Source organism: Phytohabitans rumicis (assembly GCF_011764445.1).
Classification (GTDB): domain Bacteria; phylum Actinomycetota; class Actinomycetes; order Mycobacteriales; family Micromonosporaceae; genus Phytohabitans; species Phytohabitans rumicis.
Genome location: NZ_BLPG01000001.1, coordinates 5,845,001 through 5,861,782, shown reverse-complemented (window position 1 = coordinate 5,861,782; position 16,782 = coordinate 5,845,001). Strand labels below are relative to the sequence as shown.

At 69.1% G+C, this 16,782-nt stretch carries 9 protein-coding genes, 2 rRNA genes and 1 pseudogene (1 of these 12 running past the window's edge); 4 read left to right on the top strand and 8 right to left on the bottom strand.

The window, feature by feature from the left end:
• Positions 1 to 159: 159 nt before the first annotated feature.
• Complete coding sequence (locus Prum_RS26655) at positions 160 to 2,082, bottom strand: TIGR03960 family B12-binding radical SAM protein (protein WP_173078975.1); 1,923 nt, start codon at positions 2,080 to 2,082, stop codon at positions 160 to 162.
• Positions 2,083 to 2,574: 492 nt separating this feature from the next.
• Between Prum_RS26655 and Prum_RS26650 the strand changes: the two genes are divergently transcribed.
• Together Prum_RS26650 and Prum_RS26645 are read left to right on the top strand one after the other, a co-directional pair.
• Positions 2,575 to 3,258 (top strand): hypothetical protein, encoded by a 684-nt coding sequence (locus Prum_RS26650; RefSeq protein ID WP_246278721.1) that lies wholly within the window; start codon positions 2,575 to 2,577, stop codon positions 3,256 to 3,258.
• A gap of 56 nt (positions 3,259 to 3,314) precedes the next feature.
• Positions 3,315 to 4,433, top strand: coding sequence for a cryptochrome/photolyase family protein (locus Prum_RS26645; protein WP_173078974.1), 1,119 nt, complete (start codon positions 3,315 to 3,317; stop codon positions 4,431 to 4,433).
• Here the strand turns inward: Prum_RS26645 and ileS are convergent.
• Positions 4,430 to 7,540, bottom strand: a complete 3,111-nt coding sequence (gene ileS, locus Prum_RS26640; protein WP_371871267.1) for an isoleucine--tRNA ligase — start codon at positions 7,538 to 7,540, stop codon at positions 4,430 to 4,432. The two genes, Prum_RS26645 and ileS, sit on opposite strands and share 4 nt — an antisense overlap.
• A 235-nt stretch (positions 7,541 to 7,775) precedes the next feature.
• Positions 7,776 to 8,189, bottom strand: a complete 414-nt coding sequence (gene ndk / locus Prum_RS26635) for a nucleoside-diphosphate kinase (protein WP_173078972.1) — start codon at positions 8,187 to 8,189, stop codon at positions 7,776 to 7,778.
• A 104-nt stretch (positions 8,190 to 8,293) separates the two neighbouring features.
• Here ndk and Prum_RS26630 point away from each other — a divergent pair, with 104 nt between their 5' ends.
• A complete protein-coding gene (locus Prum_RS26630) occupies positions 8,294 to 9,562 on the top strand; it encodes a VOC family protein (protein ID WP_173078971.1) in 1,269 nt (422 codons plus the stop codon).
• On the opposite strand, the gene Prum_RS26625 is transcribed toward Prum_RS26630, so the two are convergent.
• The 3 genes and pseudogenes from Prum_RS26625 to Prum_RS26615 all read right to left on the bottom strand — a co-directional run bounded on the left by Prum_RS26625 (position 9,512) and on the right by Prum_RS26615 (position 13,807).
• A complete protein-coding gene (locus tag Prum_RS26625; RefSeq protein WP_173078970.1) occupies positions 9,512 to 9,871 on the bottom strand; it encodes a DUF4233 domain-containing protein in 360 nt (119 codons plus the stop codon). The genes Prum_RS26630 and Prum_RS26625 overlap by 51 nt on opposite strands.
• Positions 9,868 to 11,195, bottom strand: a pseudogene (locus Prum_RS26620) (bifunctional folylpolyglutamate synthase/dihydrofolate synthase). Before Prum_RS26620 ends, Prum_RS26625 begins: the two are co-directional and overlap by 4 nt.
• The gene (locus Prum_RS26615) at positions 11,192 to 13,807 is read right to left on the bottom strand and encodes a valine--tRNA ligase (protein WP_173078969.1); all 2,616 of its coding nucleotides are present in this window, start codon (positions 13,805 to 13,807) and stop codon (positions 11,192 to 11,194) included. Before Prum_RS26615 ends, Prum_RS26620 begins: the two are co-directional and overlap by 4 nt.
• 69 nt (positions 13,808 to 13,876) lie before the next feature.
• Between Prum_RS26615 and Prum_RS26610 the strand changes: the two genes are divergently transcribed.
• Positions 13,877 to 14,497 carry a hypothetical protein gene (locus Prum_RS26610; protein ID WP_173078968.1) on the top strand — a complete coding sequence of 207 codons (621 nt, stop codon included), beginning with the start codon at positions 13,877 to 13,879 and terminating at the stop codon, positions 14,495 to 14,497.
• Between the two features lie 187 nt (positions 14,498 to 14,684).
• Here Prum_RS26610 and rrf read toward each other — a convergent pair.
• Together rrf and Prum_RS26600 are read right to left on the bottom strand one after the other, a co-directional pair.
• Positions 14,685 to 14,801 (bottom strand): 5S ribosomal RNA (rrf, locus tag Prum_RS26605).
• Positions 14,802 to 14,872: 71 nt separating this feature from the next.
• Positions 14,873 to 16,782: ribosomal RNA gene (locus tag Prum_RS26600) — 23S ribosomal RNA — on the bottom strand; it runs 1,204 nt beyond the window's last position.

Here is a 16,782-nt window from a genome sequence, read left to right as displayed (position 1 = left end):
CGCGGTCCGCGCGCCCGGTCCGCGCGGCGATCAAGGACTTTCCCGTCGATCAAGGGCGAACGGTCGTGCTTTGATCTCCAATCCACGGCCGTTTGCCCTTGATCGACGCACAAGTCCTTGATCGGCGCGCGGACCGGCGGCGCTAGCGCGCCACAGGGGTCAGACCGGGGTCAGCGGGAGCAGCTTGCGGCCGGTGGGGCCGATCTGGATCTCGGTGTCCATCGAGGGGCACACACCGCAGTCGAAGCAGGGGGTCCAGCGGCAGTCGTCCTGCTCGTACTCGGACATGGAGTCCTGCCAGTCCTGCCAGAGCCAGTCCTTGTCGAGCCCGGAGTCGAGGTGGTCCCAGGGCAGCACCTCGGCCTCGTCCCGCTCCCGGGTGGTGTACCAGTCGAGGTCGACGCCGAAGCCGGGCAGCACCGCCGCGGCCGCGTCGACCCAGCGCTGGTACGAGAAGTGCTCGCTCCACCCGTCGAAACGCTGACCCTGCTCCCAGACCTGGCGAATCACCGCGCCCACCCGGCGGTCGCCGCGGGACAGCAGCCCTTCGATCAGCGAGGGCTCGCCGTCGTGGTACCGGAACCCGATGGCCCGGCCGAGCGACCGGTCGGAGTTGATCTCGGCCTTGAGCTTGCGCAGCCGGTCGTCGATCACCTCGGGTGAGCACATCGACGCCCACTGGAACGGCGTGTGCGGCTTCGGCACGAACCCGCCGATCGACACCGTGCACCGGATGTCCTTGGAGCCCGTGGCGGCCCGCCCCGCCTTGATCACCTCGTGTGCGAGGCGGGCGATCTGCAGCACGTCTTCGTCGGTCTCGGTGGGCAGCCCGCACATGAAGTAGAGCTTCACCTGCCGCCAGCCGTTGCTGTACGCGGTAACCACGGTGCGGATGAGGTCTTCCTCCGACACCATCTTGTTGATCACCTTGCGGATCCGCTCCGAGCCGCCCTCGGGCGCGAACGTCAGCCCGGTGCGCCGGCCGTTGCGGCTCAGCTCCTGGGCCAGCGTGATGTTGAACGCGTCGACCCGGGTGGACGGCAGCGAGAGCGAGACGTTGGTGCCCTGGTACTGCTCGGCGAGGCCGGAACAGATGTCACCGATCTCGGAGTGGTCGGCGGACGACAGCGACAGCAGGCCGACCTCGGAGAAGCCGGAGAACTCCAGCCCCTCCTTCACCATCTGCCCGACGGTGGTGATCGACCGCTCGCGCACCGGCCGGGTGATCATGCCGGCCTGGCAGAAGCGGCAGCCCCGCGTGCAGCCCCGGAAGATCTCCACCGCGTACCGCTCGTGGACCGTCTCGGCGAGCGGCACCAGGGGCTTCTTCGGGTACGGCCACTCGTCCAGGTTCATCGTCGTGCGCTTGTGCACCCGAAACGGCACATCCGCCCGGTTCGGCACGACCCGCTGGATCCGGCCGTCGGGCAGGTAGTCGACGTCGTAGAAGCGCGGCACATACACGCTCTCCGTACGCGCCAGCCGCAGCAGCACCTCGTCGCGCCCGCCCGGGGAGCCCTCGGCCTTCCACCGCCGGACGATCTCGGTGATCTCCAGGACGGCTTCCTCGCCGTCGCCCAGCACCGCCGCGTCGACGAAGTCGGCGATCGGCTCCGGGTTGAACGCCGCGTGCCCGCCCGCGACCACCACCGGGTGCTCCTCGGTGCGGTCGCGCGCCTCCAGCGGGATGCCGGCCAGGTCGAGCGCGGTGAGCAGGTTGGTGTAGCCCAGCTCGGTCGAGAACGAGACGCCGAACAGGTCGAACGCCCCGACCGGCCGGTGCGCGTCGACGGTGAACTGCGGCACCCCGCGCTCCCGCATCAGCCGCTCCAGGTCCGGCCAGACCGCGTACGTCCGCTCGGCCAGCACGTCGGGCTGCTCGTTGAGCACCTCGTACAGGATCTGGACGCCCTGGTTGGGCAGGCCCACCTCGTACGCGTCCGGGTACATCAGGGCCCAGCGCACCGTGGCGGAGTCCCAGTCCTTGACGACCGCGCCCAGCTCGCCGCCCACGTACTGGATGGGCTTGCTGACCTGGGGCAACAGCTGCTCCAGTTGCGGGAAGACGGACGCGACGCTCACGAAGCCTCCATAGCTTTACAAAACGGCCAGGGTGTTGCGACCCAATCGCCCAGAATACGCGCTGGTGTGGGAGTACTAGCCTCGGGTTAGTCGGAGAGGAGAGCATCGCGATGCCGGGATCGGAGCCGGACCCCACCCGGCCGGTCACACCGGACGGCGAGCCCACCGCGGTGGCGCCGGACCAGGACGACGGGCTCGACTGGAAACCCACCCTGCGGGAGCCGCCCAAGTGGACCGGGCAGGCCGCCGTCCCGCCGCCCACGGAGAAGAAGCGCCGCCGCTGGCTGCCGGACAGGGAGCCGCCGCCGCGCGACCCGACGCTGCACCTGCCCACCGAGGTTGGCGTACCCGTGGATCCCTGGGCGGACGCTGACCCGCTCGACACGCCGTACCCCCGACGATGCTGGACGTCCCGGCCCTGCCAGCGCCGCCGCCACCCCCGCTGCCCCCGCCCCCGATCATGCCCCCGCCCCAGCTGCCCCGCCGCAGCCGGTGCGGCAGGCGCTGCCCGCGGTCCGGAAGCCACCGAAGGCGCCCAAGCGCCGGCCGCCGGCTCCCCCTCCACCGCAGCCGCCGCCGGGCTGGCACCCGCCCGCGGGCTACGGGCCTGCTCCGGTACGCCGCCGGCGCCGGCGCCGCTGGCCGTGGGTGCTGCTGCTGATGACGATGGCCTGCTGCTGCGGCTGCCCCGCGTACTTCGGCAAGCCGATGTGGGACCAGTACCCGGCCTCGGCCGCGCTGCCGGCCCAGGTGTCCGATTTGCGGCTGCGCGACGACGCGGCGAGCCAGCGCGCGGCCGACACGATCAAGGCCGACCTGCGGGGCGCGCACCTGCTGGCCGAGGACACGTTCGCCGCCGTCTACGCGGACGGCGCGGGCAAGCGGGTCACGCTATTCGGCACCACCGGCTTCCGGTTCTCGCCCGAATCCGACCTGGAGAAGGAGCTGAACCGCCTCACGGAGCGCTACTCGATCACCCAGATCGAGACCGTCGACACCGGCACCCGCGGTGAATATGTGCGTTGTGGCGTGGGCCGGTACAGCGGCGCGACGGTCTCGGTGTGCGCGTGGGCGGACCACGGCAGCCTGGCCACCGCCCTGTTCACCCGGCGGTCGGTGGACGACAGCGCGGAGCTCCTTGAGCGCCTCCGGGCGACGATTGTCAATCGGGAATAGGCGCCATTTGGGGGTCGGGATGGCACCAACCGGGTACGGCAAGGCAGAATCTGGACATGCGGCGATGGCTCTTCGCTGACCAGCTGGGGCCGCACTTCCTCGACGAGCCGGACCAACCGGTGTTGCTGATCGAGTCAAAGGCGGTCTTCCGTCGTCGCGCCTTCCACCGGCAAAAAGCACATCTGGTACTTTCCGCCCTCCGTCACCGCGCCGCCGAGCTCGGCGGCCGGGCCGTCCACATCAAGGCGGAGACGTACGGCGAAGGGCTGCGGCGGCTCGGCGAGGTCGTCGAGGTGTCCGCCCCGACCTCGCGCCGGGCCCGCGACTTCGTCCGCGTCCAGCCGAAAGTGACCATGCTGCCGGCGCGGGGCTTCCTCACCGACCAGGACGACTTCGCCGCCTGGGCCGACCGGCGGCGCGGCGGCATGCGGCTGGACGACTTCTACCGCCAAGCCCGGCGCCAGCACGGCGTGCTGATGGACGGCGACGAGCCGGCGAGCGGCCGGTGGTTGATCCGGCGTCCGCCGGTGCGCCGCCCACCCACCGGGCTGTCCCCGCCACCGGCTCCTGTGGAAGACGACATCGACGCCGAGGTGCGGGACGACCTGGACCGGTGGGCGGCCGAGGGCATCGAGTTCGCCGGCCGGGACGGCCCGCGCGCGTTCCCAGCGACCCGGCGCGAGGCCCTCGACCGGGAGGATCACTTCGTGGCCGAACGGCTGCCGCGCTACGAGGGGATGCCGTCGGCCGACCCGTGGGTCACGCACAGCGGACTGTCGTCGGCGCTGACCCTCGGCCTGCTCGACCCGCTCCCGGTCGTACGCCGCGCCGAGCGGTCCTACCGGGACGGCCAGGTGCCGCTGTCGAGTGTGGAGCTCTTCGCCCGGCAGGTCCTGGGCTGGCGCGACTACCTCTGGCACCTCTACTGGTACTTCAACACCGGCGACCCCGGCCGCACGCGAGCCTCCGGCCGGTCGATCCCCACGTGGTTCACCGAGCTGGATCCGGCGGCGGTGCCCGCCCTGGCCGGCGTACGGGACCATGCCTGGCTCCCGTACGCCGACCGCGACACCGTCCTGGCCCAACCCTGGCGCCGCAGAGACCTGGTCGACTGGCTGACCCGCCACCTGGTCGACGCCCAGGAGTGGTCCATCCCCGTCGGCATCCCCCGTTAGGCGCGCGTCACCGCCACGGTGACCTGCCCGCCGTCGCCGACCTCACCGGCGAAGCCGACCTCGACCGGGCCGAACGCCAGCGACGTCGCCAGCACCTCGCGGGAGACGAAGTCCCGGTGCGCCTCGACGGCCGCCACCACCTCCGGGGACGCGGCGAGCGTGACAGCCACCCGGTCCGACACGTCGAACTGGGCGTCGCGCCGGGCCTGCTGCACCACCCGGATCACGTCGCGCGCCAGGCCCTCCGCCGCCAGCTCGGGGGTCACCGACGTGTCGAGCACGACGACACCCTCGCTCAGCGGCGCCGAGTGCTCGACGTCCGCAGCCACCATCTTCAGCTCGTACTCCCCCTGCTGGAGGGTGACCCCCGCCGCGACCGGCTGGCCGTCCACGAGCTGCCAGTCGCCCGCCTTGACCGCCTTGATCACCTGCTGGACGGCGCCGCCGACCCGCGGCCCGAGCGCGCGCGGCACCACGGTCAGCACCTGCTCGCAGTACGTCGACACCTCCTCGGTGAAGACCACCGACTTGACGTTCACCTCGTCGGCGACCAGGTCGGCGAACGGCCGCAGCGCCTCCGCCCGCGGGCTCGCCACGGTCAGCGCCGGCAGCGGCAGCCGTACCCGCAGCCCACGCGCCTTGCGCAGGGACAGCGCCGCCGAGCACACGTCGCGTACGGCGTCCATCGCGGCGACGAGGTCGTGGTCGGCGGGGAACTCGCCGGCCGACGGCCAGTCGGTCAGGTGCACCGACCGCTCGCCGGTCAGCCCGCGCCAGATCTCCTCCGCGGTGAGCGGAGCGAGCGGAGCGACCACCCGCGACAGCGTCTCCAGCACCGTGTAGAGCGTGTCGAACGCGTCCGCGTCGCCGGTCCAGAACCGGTCCCGCGACCGCCGGACGTACCAGTTGGTCAGCGCGTCCAGATAGGACCGCACGGAGGCGCAGGCCCCGCTGATGTCGTACGCGTCCATCTGGGACTGCACGGTGGACACCAGCTCGCCGGTCTTGGCCAGGACGTACCGGTCCAGCAGATGCTCGCTGCTCGTCCGCCGCCGTGCCTCGTAGCCCGACGCGTTGGCGTACAGCGTGAAGAAGTACCACACATTCCACAGTGGAAGCAGCACCTGCCGTACGGCGTCCCGGATCAGGCCCTCGGTGACCGGCATGTCACCGCCGCGCAGCACCGGAGACGACATCAGCATCCACCGCATGGCGTCCGAGCCGTGCGAGTTGAAGACGTGGTAGACGTCCGGGTAGTTGCGCAGGCTCTTGGACATCTTCCGGCCGTCCTCGCCGAGCAGGATGCCGTGGCTGAGGCAGTTGCGGAACGCCGGCCGGTCGAAGAGCGCCGTGGCCAGCACGTGCATGGTGTAGAACCAGCCCCGCGTCTGTCCGATGTACTCCACGATGAAATCGCCCGGGTAGTGGTGCTCGAACCAGTCGCGGTTCTCAAATGGATAGTGCACCTGGGCGAACGGCATCGACCCCGACTCGAACCAGCAGTCCAGCACCTCCGGCACCCGGCGCATCGTCGACCTGCCGGTCGGGTCGTCCGGGTTGGGGCGTACCAGATCGTCGATGCCGGGCCGGTGCAGGTCGGTCACCTTGACACTGAAGTCACGCTCCAACTCGGCAAGGGACCCGTACACGTCCAGCCGCGGGTACGCCGGGTCGTCCGACTTCCACACCGGGATCGGCGAGCCCCAGAAGCGGTTTCGGCTGATCGACCAGTCCCGGGCGTTCGCCAGCCACTTGCCGAAGGACCCGTCCTTCACGTGCGCCGGCGTCCAGTTGATCTGCTGGTTCAGCTCGACCATCCGGTCGCGGAACTGGGTCACCGCCACGAACCACGACGACACCGCCTTGTAGACCAGCGGCGTGTCGCAGCGCCAGCAGTGCGGGTACGAGTGGGTGTACGTCTCCTGCCGCAGCACCACGCCCCGGTCGCGCAGCTCGCGGATGACCGGCTTGTTGACGTCGAAGACCTGCTCCCCCTGGTACGGCGGCACGAGCGAGGTGAACCGGGTGTGCTCGTCGACGGTCACCACGGTCGGGATGCCGGCCGCGTTGCAGGCGTTCTGGTCGTCTTCGCCGAAGGCGGGCGCCAGATGCACGACTCCAGTGCCGTCCTCAGTGGACACGAAGTCGGCGCCGAGCACCTGGAACGCGTTGGGCGTGTCGGCCAGGAAGTCGAACAGCGGCGTGTAGCTGCGTCCGACCAGGTCGGCCCCGCGCACCACGCCCACCTGCTTGAGGTCCGCCAACTCCTTCTGGTACGCCGAAAGCCGCGCCGCGCCGACCAGGTAACGCTGCCCGGCCGGGTCGGCGAGCACCGCGTACTCGATGTCGGGGCCGACGGCGAGCGCGAGATTGGACGGCAGTGTCCACGGCGTGGTCGTCCAGACGGCGAGCTTCTCGCCGGTGTCCAAAGTGAACCAGACGGTGAGCGACGGATCCTGCCGGTCGCGGTAGACGTCGTCCATTCGGGTTTCCGTATTGGACAGTGGCGTCTCGCACCGCCAGCAGTACGCCAGCACCTTGAAGCCCTCGTAGACCAGGCCCTTGTCGTGCAGGGTCTTGAAGGCCCACATGACGCTTTCCATGTAGTCCAGGTCGAGCGTCTTGTAGTCGTTGGCGAAGTCGACCCACCGCGCCTGCCGGGTGACGTAGCGCTCCCAGTCCTGGGTGTACGTCAGCACCGACGTGCGGCACACGTCGTTGAACCGGGCGATGCCGAGGTCGAGGATCTCGGCCTTGGTGGAGATGCCGAGCTGCTTCTCCGCCTCCACCTCGGCGGGCAGGCCGTGACAGTCCCAGCCGAAGCGCCGATCCACCCGGCGACCGCGCATCGTCTGGTAGCGCGGCACGACGTCCTTGACGTACCCGGTGAAGAGGTGACCGTAGTGCGGCAGCCCGTTGGCGAAGGGTGGCCCGTCGTAGAAGACGTATTCGTTCGAGGCGGAGCGGGCGTCCACCGATGCCTGGAACGTCTTGTCGGCCGCCCAGTGCTCCAGCACCCCGCGCTCGACCGCGGGCAGGTCGGGGCTCGCCGGTACGCCGGCCGTGGGGTCGGTCTTCGGATACACCGTGTACTCCTCGCAGCTCACTGTTCGTGTGTCTGCGAGGACGAGCCGATCGGCCCGCGGTACCACCCCGCTTGGCGTCCCCGGTGAGGGGCCGCCCGCTCGTTGGCCGGCTGTGACGGGCCGGACCCGTCCGGTTCTACTGAGGTCTATCCGACCCGTTCTTCCGGAGGCTCGCCGGTGATAGCCGGGTCAACGCCTTACGACCGTCAAGCCTACCCGACCGGTCCTGAACCGGCCCGTCAATAAACGCCCGGCCTTACCCCAGGTCGGGGAACCAGAGGGTGATCTCGCGCTTGACGCTGTCGGGCGAGTCGGACGCGTGTACGAGGTTTTCCCGGTTCGACAGGGAGAGATCGCCGCGGATCGTCCCGGCGGCGGCCTTGCGACCGTCGGTCGCACCCACCAGCGCGCGCACCACGTCGATGGCCTGGTCGCCGGAGAGCACCGCCGCGACCAGCGGGCCGCCCGTCATGAACTCCTTCAGCGGCGGGTAGAACGCCTTGTCCACGTGCTCGGCGTAGTGCTCGTCGGCCAGGGCGGCGTCCATGCCGCGCAGCACGAGCGCGTCGATGGCCAGGCCCTTGCGCTCGAACCGGCCGATGATCTCGCCGACCAGGCCGCGCCGGACGGCGTCCGGCTTGATCAGGACGAGCGTGCGCTCCGTGGACACGGTGTTCCTCCTGTACGGGGTGCGGGCGTACGGCACCAGCCTATCGGTCTTCCCATGGGTGGCCGGGCCGGCCTAGCCTGGCGGGTAACCCTGGGAGGTCCATAGTGGCTGACGGTCGTCGCCGCCCTATAGCGCCAGTCCGCAAGCTCGTCGCCGCGGTGCTGGCCACGTTCGCCGCGTTCGTCATGCTGTTCGGGGCCGGCATGCAGAGTTGGGCGATCGTGGCGGTCGGCGTGGCGGTGCTGGTCCTGGCCATCAGCCTGGTCCTGGTCAACACGATCCGCGGGGGCGCCCGCGCCTGGGTGGCCGGCACGGCGCACGTGATGAGCGCGACCGAGCCGCCCGCCTCCTCCACGTACGGCCGGTGCGAGCTCCAGATCGTCATCGACGCGCCCGGGCTGCCGGCCGCCTCGATCAAGGTGCGCGACTCCCGGGTACCGGTCGCGAAGTGGCCCCTGCCCGGCGTGACCCTGCCGATCATGGTGGCGGTCGACGACCTGCGGCACGTCCGGATCCTCTGGGACGACGCGCTCACGCACGCCGAGGCCGCCGCCGGGATGGGCGGGCCGCGCGACTACCCGGACGACGACATCCTCTTCGAGGAGGATGAGCCGCCATGGGCGCGCCGCGCGCCGGACCCGCCGTTCCCGGGGCCGGACAGCGGCGAGCCGATCACCGCCGACCTCACCGACGACCTGGGCGGCGGCATCCGTGACGAGCCCGTCGTGGTGCACCAGACTCCCGGCGGGCCGATCGTGCTGGAGGGGACGGTGGTCGAGCCGTCCGGCGACCCGCGCGGCGTGCCGCTGCCCCGGCGCGCCCGATCCGGCCAAAACGGCGGCAACGGGGCCACCACCGCGGTGGCCGAGCCGCCGTCGAAGGAAGAGGAGGAGCCCGAGGCACCCGCCCCGGAGGACACCGACGACGGCCTCGACGACCTGATCACGGCGTACCCCAGCGCCCGCCCGGGGCCGGGCGGCTCGATCCACGGGGTCGGCGTCACCGTCCTCGTCACCGACCTCGCCCGGTCGGTCGCGTTCTACCGCGACATGCTCGGCTTCTACGAGATCGACGGGGGCGACGGCAACGCGGTGCTCGCGTCCGGCGACACCAGGCTGGTGCTGCGGCAGATCTCCGACGTCTCCCCGGCCGGCCCGCGCACCGTGCACCTCAACCTCGAGGTCGGCGACGTCACCGCCATGCACGACGAGCTCAAGGCCAAGGGCGTGCGCTTCACGTACGCGCCGCGCCCGGTCAACAAGGGCGCGAAGCTGGAGCTGTGGGCGGCCGCGTTCAAGGACCCGGACGGCCACGGCATCGCCCTAACTCAGTGGCGCACCCGAGCTGCCGAGGATGGTCCGGCGGACGTGTAGGACGTACAGCCACACCAGGCCGAAGATCAGGCCCAACACGGCCAGCGCCCAGTGCAGGAAGCCGGACAGCAACAACAGCCCCTGGAGTACGCCGACGGCGTACCAGGCCCAGTTGTGGCGCAGCAGCCCGGCCAGCACCACGCACGCGACAATCGCGGCGACGATCACGCCGATGGCCGCGCTGTTCAGGTCGCCGTCGAGCATCCGCAGCGGCTGGATGCCCAGCAGCAGCACGATCGTCTCCAGGATCAGCGCGCCCGCGCCCAGCCCGCGTACGGCGGCCGGCGGATTGCGGAGGCCCGAGTTCATCGAACCAGCAACCGCCGCGCGTCGGCGACCGTCGCCACCGAACCGGTGATCAAGACGCCCACCCGGACAGCTCGCCGTTGACGTCCGTCTCGGCGAGCGCCACCGCCTGCTCGATCGCGTCGGGCATGTTGGCGGCCACCTCGACCCGCGCCTCGCCGAAGATCTCCTCGGCGACCGCGGCGAGCCGCTCCACCGACATCGCCCGGGGGGACGTGTTGCGGGTGACGACCACCGCGTCGACGACGGGTTCGAGCAGCTCCAGCAGCCCGGCCGCGTCCTTGTCGGCGAGCACCGCCAGGACGGCCACCAGCCGGCTGAACGCGAACTCCTCCTGCAACGCGGTGACCGTGGCGGCCATGCCGTGCGGGTTGTGCGCGCCGTCGAGCAGGATCGTCGGCGCCGTGCGCACCCGCTCCAGCCGGCCCGGCGAGCTGGTGCCCGTGAACCCCTCGCGGACCACCTCGGGGTCGAGCTGGCGGGCCGTGCCGGCGCCCAGGAACGCTTCGACCGCCGCCAGCGCCAGGGCCGCGTTCTGCGCCTGGTGCGCGCCGTGCAGCGGGAGGAACACCTCCTCGTACACCCCGCCGAGGCCCTGGATGCTCAGCACCTGGCCGCCGACCGCGACCGCCCGGCTCAACACGCCGAACTCGCTGCCCTCCCGCGCGATCGTCGCCCCGACCTCGGCGACCCGCTCCAGGATCGGCCGGGCCGCCTCGTCATCCTGGGCGGCGGTGATCACCGTGGCGCCCTTGTGGATGATGCCGGCCTTCGCCAGCGCGATGTCCTCGATCGTGTCGCCGAGCCACTCGGTGTGGTCCAGCCCGATCGGCGTGATCACCGCGACGCCGGCGTTGATCACGTTGGTGGAGTCTTCGGCGCCGCCCAGGCCCACCTCGACGATCGCCACGTCCACCGGCGCGTCCGCGAACGTCGCGAACGCCAGCGCCGTCGTCATGTCGAAGTACGTCAGCGGCTCGTCCGACCGCTCGTCGACGAACGCGGCGAGCGGCGCCACCTCCCGATACGTCGCCACGAAGCGCCGCTCGCTCACCGGCTCGCCGTCGAGGGTGATCCGCTCCCGCACCGTCTCCAGGTGCGGGCTGGTGTATCGGCCCGTGTGCAGCCCATGCGCCCGCAGCAGCGAGTCGATCATCCGGGCCGTGGACGTCTTGCCGTTCGTCCCGGTCAGGTGGATCGACGGGTACGCCCGCTGCGGGCTGCCCAGCAGGTCCAGCAGCTGCGCGATCCGGTCCAGGTCGAAGACCATCCGGGTGTACCCGCGGCTCATCAGCTCCGCGTCGACGGCGGCGAATTCCGTACTCATGCTGCCGGCAACGCCTCAAGCGCCGTCGCGATCCGCGCGAGATCGGCCTCGGCGGCGGACAGCCGTTCTTTGATCTTGCTGACCACCGGCTCGGGCGCCTTGCCGACGAAGGCCGGATTGTCCAGCTTCGCCCGGCACTGCTCGGCTTCCTTGAGCGCCGCGGCCCGGTCCTTCTCCAGGCGCGCGCGCTCGGCGGCCACGTCGATCGCGCCGCGCGTGTCGAGCGCGACCGTGACGGCCGCGGTCACCGCGAGCTGCGCGGTCGCCGCGAAGCCCGCCCCCGCGTCGTCGAGCCGGACCAGCGACCGGATCAGCGGCTCGTGCGCCGCGACGCCCGCCGCGGCCAGCCCGTCCAGCCGCGCCTCGACCCGCTGCGCGGGACGCAGGCCCTGGTCGGACCGGAACCGGCGGATCTCCGTGACCACTCGCCGCAGCGTCGCCAGCTCGGCCTCCGCGGCATCATCCACCAGCTCGGGTACGCCCACGGGCCAACTCGCGGTCACGACGGTCTCGCCCGCGGTCAGTGCCGTCCACAGCTCCTCGGTGACGAACGGGATGACCGGGTGCAGCAGCCGCAGCAGCTGGTCGAGCACGTGGCCGAGCACCCGCTGGGTGTTGGCGGCCGCCGGGCCACCCGCCGCGAGCACCGGCTTGGCCAGCTCGACGTACCAGTCGCAGACGTCGTCCCACGCGAAGTGATAGAGCACATCGCACACCTTGGCCAGCTCGAACGACTCGAACAGCCCGTCCACCTCGCCGATCACGTGCTGCAGGCGGGACAGGATCCACCGGTCGACCGGGGTGAGCTCGGCGGGCAGCTCGCCGCGCACGTGGGCGCCGTTGAGCAGGGCGAAGCGGGTCGCGTTCCACAGCTTGTTGCAGAAGTTGCGCGAGCCCTGGCACCAGTCCTCGCTGACCGGGACGTCGCCGCCCGGGTTGGCGCCGCGGGTCAGCGTGAAGCGGGTGGCGTCGGCGCCGTAGCGCTCGATCCAGTCCAGCGGGTCGACCACGTTGCCGAACGACTTCGACATCTTCTTACCGTGCTCGTCGCGGACCATCCCGTGCAGCGCGATCACGTCAAACGGCTGGACGCCGTCCATCGCGTACAACCCGAACATCATCATCCGGGCGACCCAGAAGAAGAGGATGTCGTAGCCGGTGACCAGCACGCTCGTCGGGTAGAACTTCGCCAGCTCGGGCGTCTGCGCCGGCCAGCCCAGCGTGGAGAACGGCCACAGCGCGCTGGAGAACCAGGTGTCCAGCACGTCTTCGTCCTGGCGCCAGCCCTCGCCGGCCGGCGGCTCCTCATCCGGGCCGACGCAGACGACCTCGCCGTCCGGGCCGTACCAGACCGGGATGCGGTGGCCCCACCACAGCTGGCGGGAGATGCACCAGTCGTGCATGTTGTCGACCCAGGCGAAGTAGCGCTTGGCCAGGTCGGCCGGCTCGATCCGCACCCGGCCGTCGCGCACCGCGTCGCCGGCCGCCTTCGCCAGCGGCCCGGTGTTGACGAACCACTGCAGCGACAGCCGCGGCTCCACCGTCGTCTTGCAGCGCGAGCAGTGCCCGACCGCGTGCACGTACGGCCGCTTTTCGGCGACGATGCGGCCCTGCTCGCGCAACGCGGCGACGATCGCCGGCCGCGCCTCGAAGCGGTCCAGCCCCTGGAACGGCCCGTGCGCGGTGATCACGCCGCGCTCGTCCATGATGGTCAGGCTCGGCAGGTTGTGCCGCTGGCCGATCTCGAAGTCGTTGGGGTCGTGGGCCGGCGTCACCTTCACCGCGCCGGTGCCGAACGCCGGATCGACGTGCTCGTCCGCCACGATCGGGATGCGCCGGCCGGTCAGCGGCAGCTCCACCTCGGTGCCGATCAGGTGCTTGTAGCGCTCGTCGTCCGGGTGCACGGCCACCGCGGTGTCACCGAGCATCGTCTCCGCCCGCGTGGTGGCCACGACCACCTCGTCGCTGTAGCGGATCGACACCAGCTCGCCATCGTCGTCGGTGTGCTCGACCTCGATGTCGGACAGCGCGGTCAGGCACCGCGGGCACCAGTTGATGATGCGCTCGGCCCGGTAGATCAGGCCGTCCTCGTACAGCCGCTTGAAGATCGTGAGCACGGCCCTGGACAGGCCCTCGTCCATCGTGAAGCGCTCACGGTCCCAGTCGACCGAGTCGCCCAGGCGGCGCATCTGCCCGAGGATCGCCCCGCCGGACTCGGCCTTCCACTGCCAGACCCGCTCGACGAACTTCTCCCGGCCCAGGTCGTGCCGGGACAGCCCCTCCTGCGCCAGGCGCCGCTCGACGACGTTCTGCGTGGCGATGCCGGCGTGGTCCATGCCCGGCAGCCACAGCACCTCGTATCCCTGCATGCGCCGGCGCCGGATCAGCGAGTCCTGGATCGTGTGGTCGAGCGCGTGGCCCATGTGCAGCGAGCCGGTCACGTTGGGCGGGGGGATGACGATCGTGAACGGCGGCTTGTCGCTGTCGGCGCGCGCCGTGAAGTAGCCCGCCTTTACCCACCGCTCGTACCGCCGCTGCTCTACCTCGCCCGGCTGGTACTGGGCGGCCAACGTCGGTGCTGCGGAAGCGTGGGTCTGCGGTGTTTCGGTCACCCTGAGAGTCTACGGAGGCGTATTGGCAAGTGGCATTCGCCACCCGTCCTCTGCGTTACGGTGGCGCCTATGCAAGCTGAGCCGATCGACGTCACCCCTGAGCCATCGCCGTCACCGGCGCCGCCGAAGCGCCGGCGTAACAGGCTGATCGTGCTCGGCTCGCTGGCCGCCGTGGGCCTGATCGGTGTCGCGTTCCTGGGTACGGCCAGCTGGCGCATCCTGCAGCAGAAGGACGCCAAGCTCGACACCCCGGCCGAGGTCGCCGGATTGCGCCTCGACGAGAGCGAGCGGGCCAAGACGACGGCCGACTACCTCCGTACGGCCATCGGCGCCCGCATCGACCTGGACCAGAGCATCGGCGTGGTGTACGCCGACCCGGCCAGCACCGACCGCAGCGTCCTCCTCTTCGGCGGTACGACCTTGCTCTGGTCGCCCGAGAAGGACCTGGACTCGCTGTTCGAGGTGCTCGCCGACGACACCGGCACGGTCACCGGCCTACACGAGGTGCCCGCCGGCGAATTGGACGGCGTGATGAAGTGCGGCGAGAGCGCGGCTCCCGAAGGCAACCTCACCGTGTGCGGCTGGGCCGACCACGGAAGCGTCGTCATCGCCATGTTCCCCGGCCGCGGCCAGGACGACTCCGCCGACCTCCTCCGCAAGATCCGTACCACCATCCAGTCCCGCCCCTAGCCCTTTCCCCGGCGCCGATCAAGGGCCTTGCCGTCGATCAAGGGCATATGGCCGTGCTTTGATCTCCAATCCACGGCCGTTTGCCCTTGATCGGCGGGGAAAGCCTTGATCGGCGCGCTACCGCTCCAGAGACGCAAAAATACGCTGAGAGCCGTTCCTGTTGAGGAACGGCTCTCAGCGTTAAGAAGTCCGGCGGTGTCCTACTCTCCCACACCCTCCCGGGTGCAGTACCATCGGCGCTGGAGGGCTTAGCTTCCGGGTTCGGAATGTTACCGGGCGTTTCCCCTCCGCCATGACCGCCGAAACACTATCGAACTATCAACCAACAATGGTGGTTGCTTGTTCAGAATCGCATAGTGGACGCGTAGCTTATTTGTGGTCAAGTCCTCGGCCTATTAGTACCAGTCAACTCAACCTGTTACCAGGCTTACATATCTGGCCTATCAACCCAATCGTCTATTGGGGGCCTTAACCCACAAAGGGGTGGGATACCTCATCTTGAAGCAGGCTTCCCGCTTAGATGCTTTCAGCGGTTATCCCTTCCGAACGTAGCCAACCAGCCATGCCCCTGGCGGGACAACTGGCACACCAGAGGTTCGTCCGTCCCGGTCCTCTCGTACTAGGGACAGCCCTTCTCAAGTATCCTACGCGCACGGCGGATAGGGACCGAACTGTCTCACGACGTTCTAAACCCAGCTCGCGTACCGCTTTAATGGGCGAACAGCCCAACCCTTGGGACCTGCTACAGCCCCAGGATGCGACGAGCCGACATCGAGGTGCCAAACCATCCCGTCGATATGGACTCTTGGGGAAGATCAGCCTGTTATCCCCGGGGTACCTTTTATCCGTTGAGCGACACCGCTTCCACTCGCAAGTGCCGGATCACTAGTCCCGACTTTCGTCCCTGCTCGACCCGTCAGTCTCACAGTCAAGCTCCCTTGTGCACTTACACTCAACACCTGATTGCCAACCAGGCTGAGGGAACCTTTGGGCGCCTCCGTTACCTTTTGGGAGGCAACCGCCCCAGTTAAACTACCCACCAGACACTGTCCCTAAACCCGATCAGGGCCCAAGGTTAGATACCCAAACTCAACAGAGTGGTATTTCAACAATGACTCCACCGACACTGGCGTGCCAGCTTCACAGTCTCCCACCTATCCTACACAATCCAGTTCGGATACCAATGTCAAGCTATAGTAAAGGTCCCGGGGTCTTTCCGTCCTGCCGCGCGTAACGAGCATCTTTACTCGTAATGCAATTTCGCCGGGCCTGTGGTTGAGACAGTGGGGAAGTCGTTACGCCATTCGTGCAGGTCGGAACTTACCCGACAAGGAATTTCGCTACCTTAGGATGGTTATAGTTACCACCGCCGTTTACTGGCGCTTAAGTTCTCAGCTTCGCCCCGAAAGACTAACCGGTCCCCTTAACGTTCCAGCACCGGGCAGGCGTCAGTCCATATACAGCGTCTTACGACTTCGCATGGACCTGTGTTTTTAGTAAACAGTCGCTTCCCCCTGCTCTCTGCGGCCATACCACGCTCCACCCGCAAGGGGCTTCACGCGTCCGGCCCCCTTCTCCCTAAGTTACGGGGCAATTTGCCGAGTTCCTTAACCACAGTTCACCCGAACGCCTCGGTATTCTCTACCTGACCACCTGTGTCGGTTTAGGGTACGGGCCGCTCGGAACTCGCTAGAGGCTTTTCTCGGCAGCATAGGATCACTGACTTCACCTGAATCGGCTCGGCATCACGTCTCAGCCTCAATGCGCCACGGATTTACCTATGGCACGGCCTACACGCTTACCCCGGCACAACCACCGGCCGGGATCAGCTACCTTCCTGCGTCACCCCATCGCTTGACTACTACCACCCAGGTTCCTGTGCACTTTCCGGTTCACCCGAAGGATCCCCTGAGCGGACAGTTAGCACAGATAGGTTCATCATGGGCGTTCCTTCGCGGGTACGGGAATATCAACCCGTTGTCCATCGACTACGCCTCTCGGCCTCGCCTTAGGCCCCGACTCACCCAGGGCGGAATAGCCTGGCCCTGGAACCCTTGGTCATCCGGCGGAAGGGTTTCTCACCCTTCTCTCGCTACTCATGCCTGCATTCTCACTCGCACAGCGTCCACAACTGGGTCACCCCGCTGCTTCACCCGCTGCACGACGCTCCCCTACCCATCCACACACCTAGATGCCTCTCTCAAGGAGAAACACCGGGTTAATATGTGAATGCCACAGCTTCGGCGGTGTACTTGAGCCCCGCTACATTGTCGGCGCGGAACCAC

Coding starts and splice junctions, on each gene's coding strand:
- Prum_RS26610 (WP_173078968.1), top strand. CDS start 13,877: ATGCAAGCTGAGCCGATCGACGTCACCCCTGAGCCATCGCCGTCACCG.
- Prum_RS26645 (WP_173078974.1), top strand. CDS start 3,315: ATGCGGCGATGGCTCTTCGCTGACCAGCTGGGGCCGCACTTCCTCGAC.
- Prum_RS26625 (WP_173078970.1), bottom strand. CDS start 9,871: ATGAACTCGGGCCTCCGCAATCCGCCGGCCGCCGTACGCGGGCTGGGC.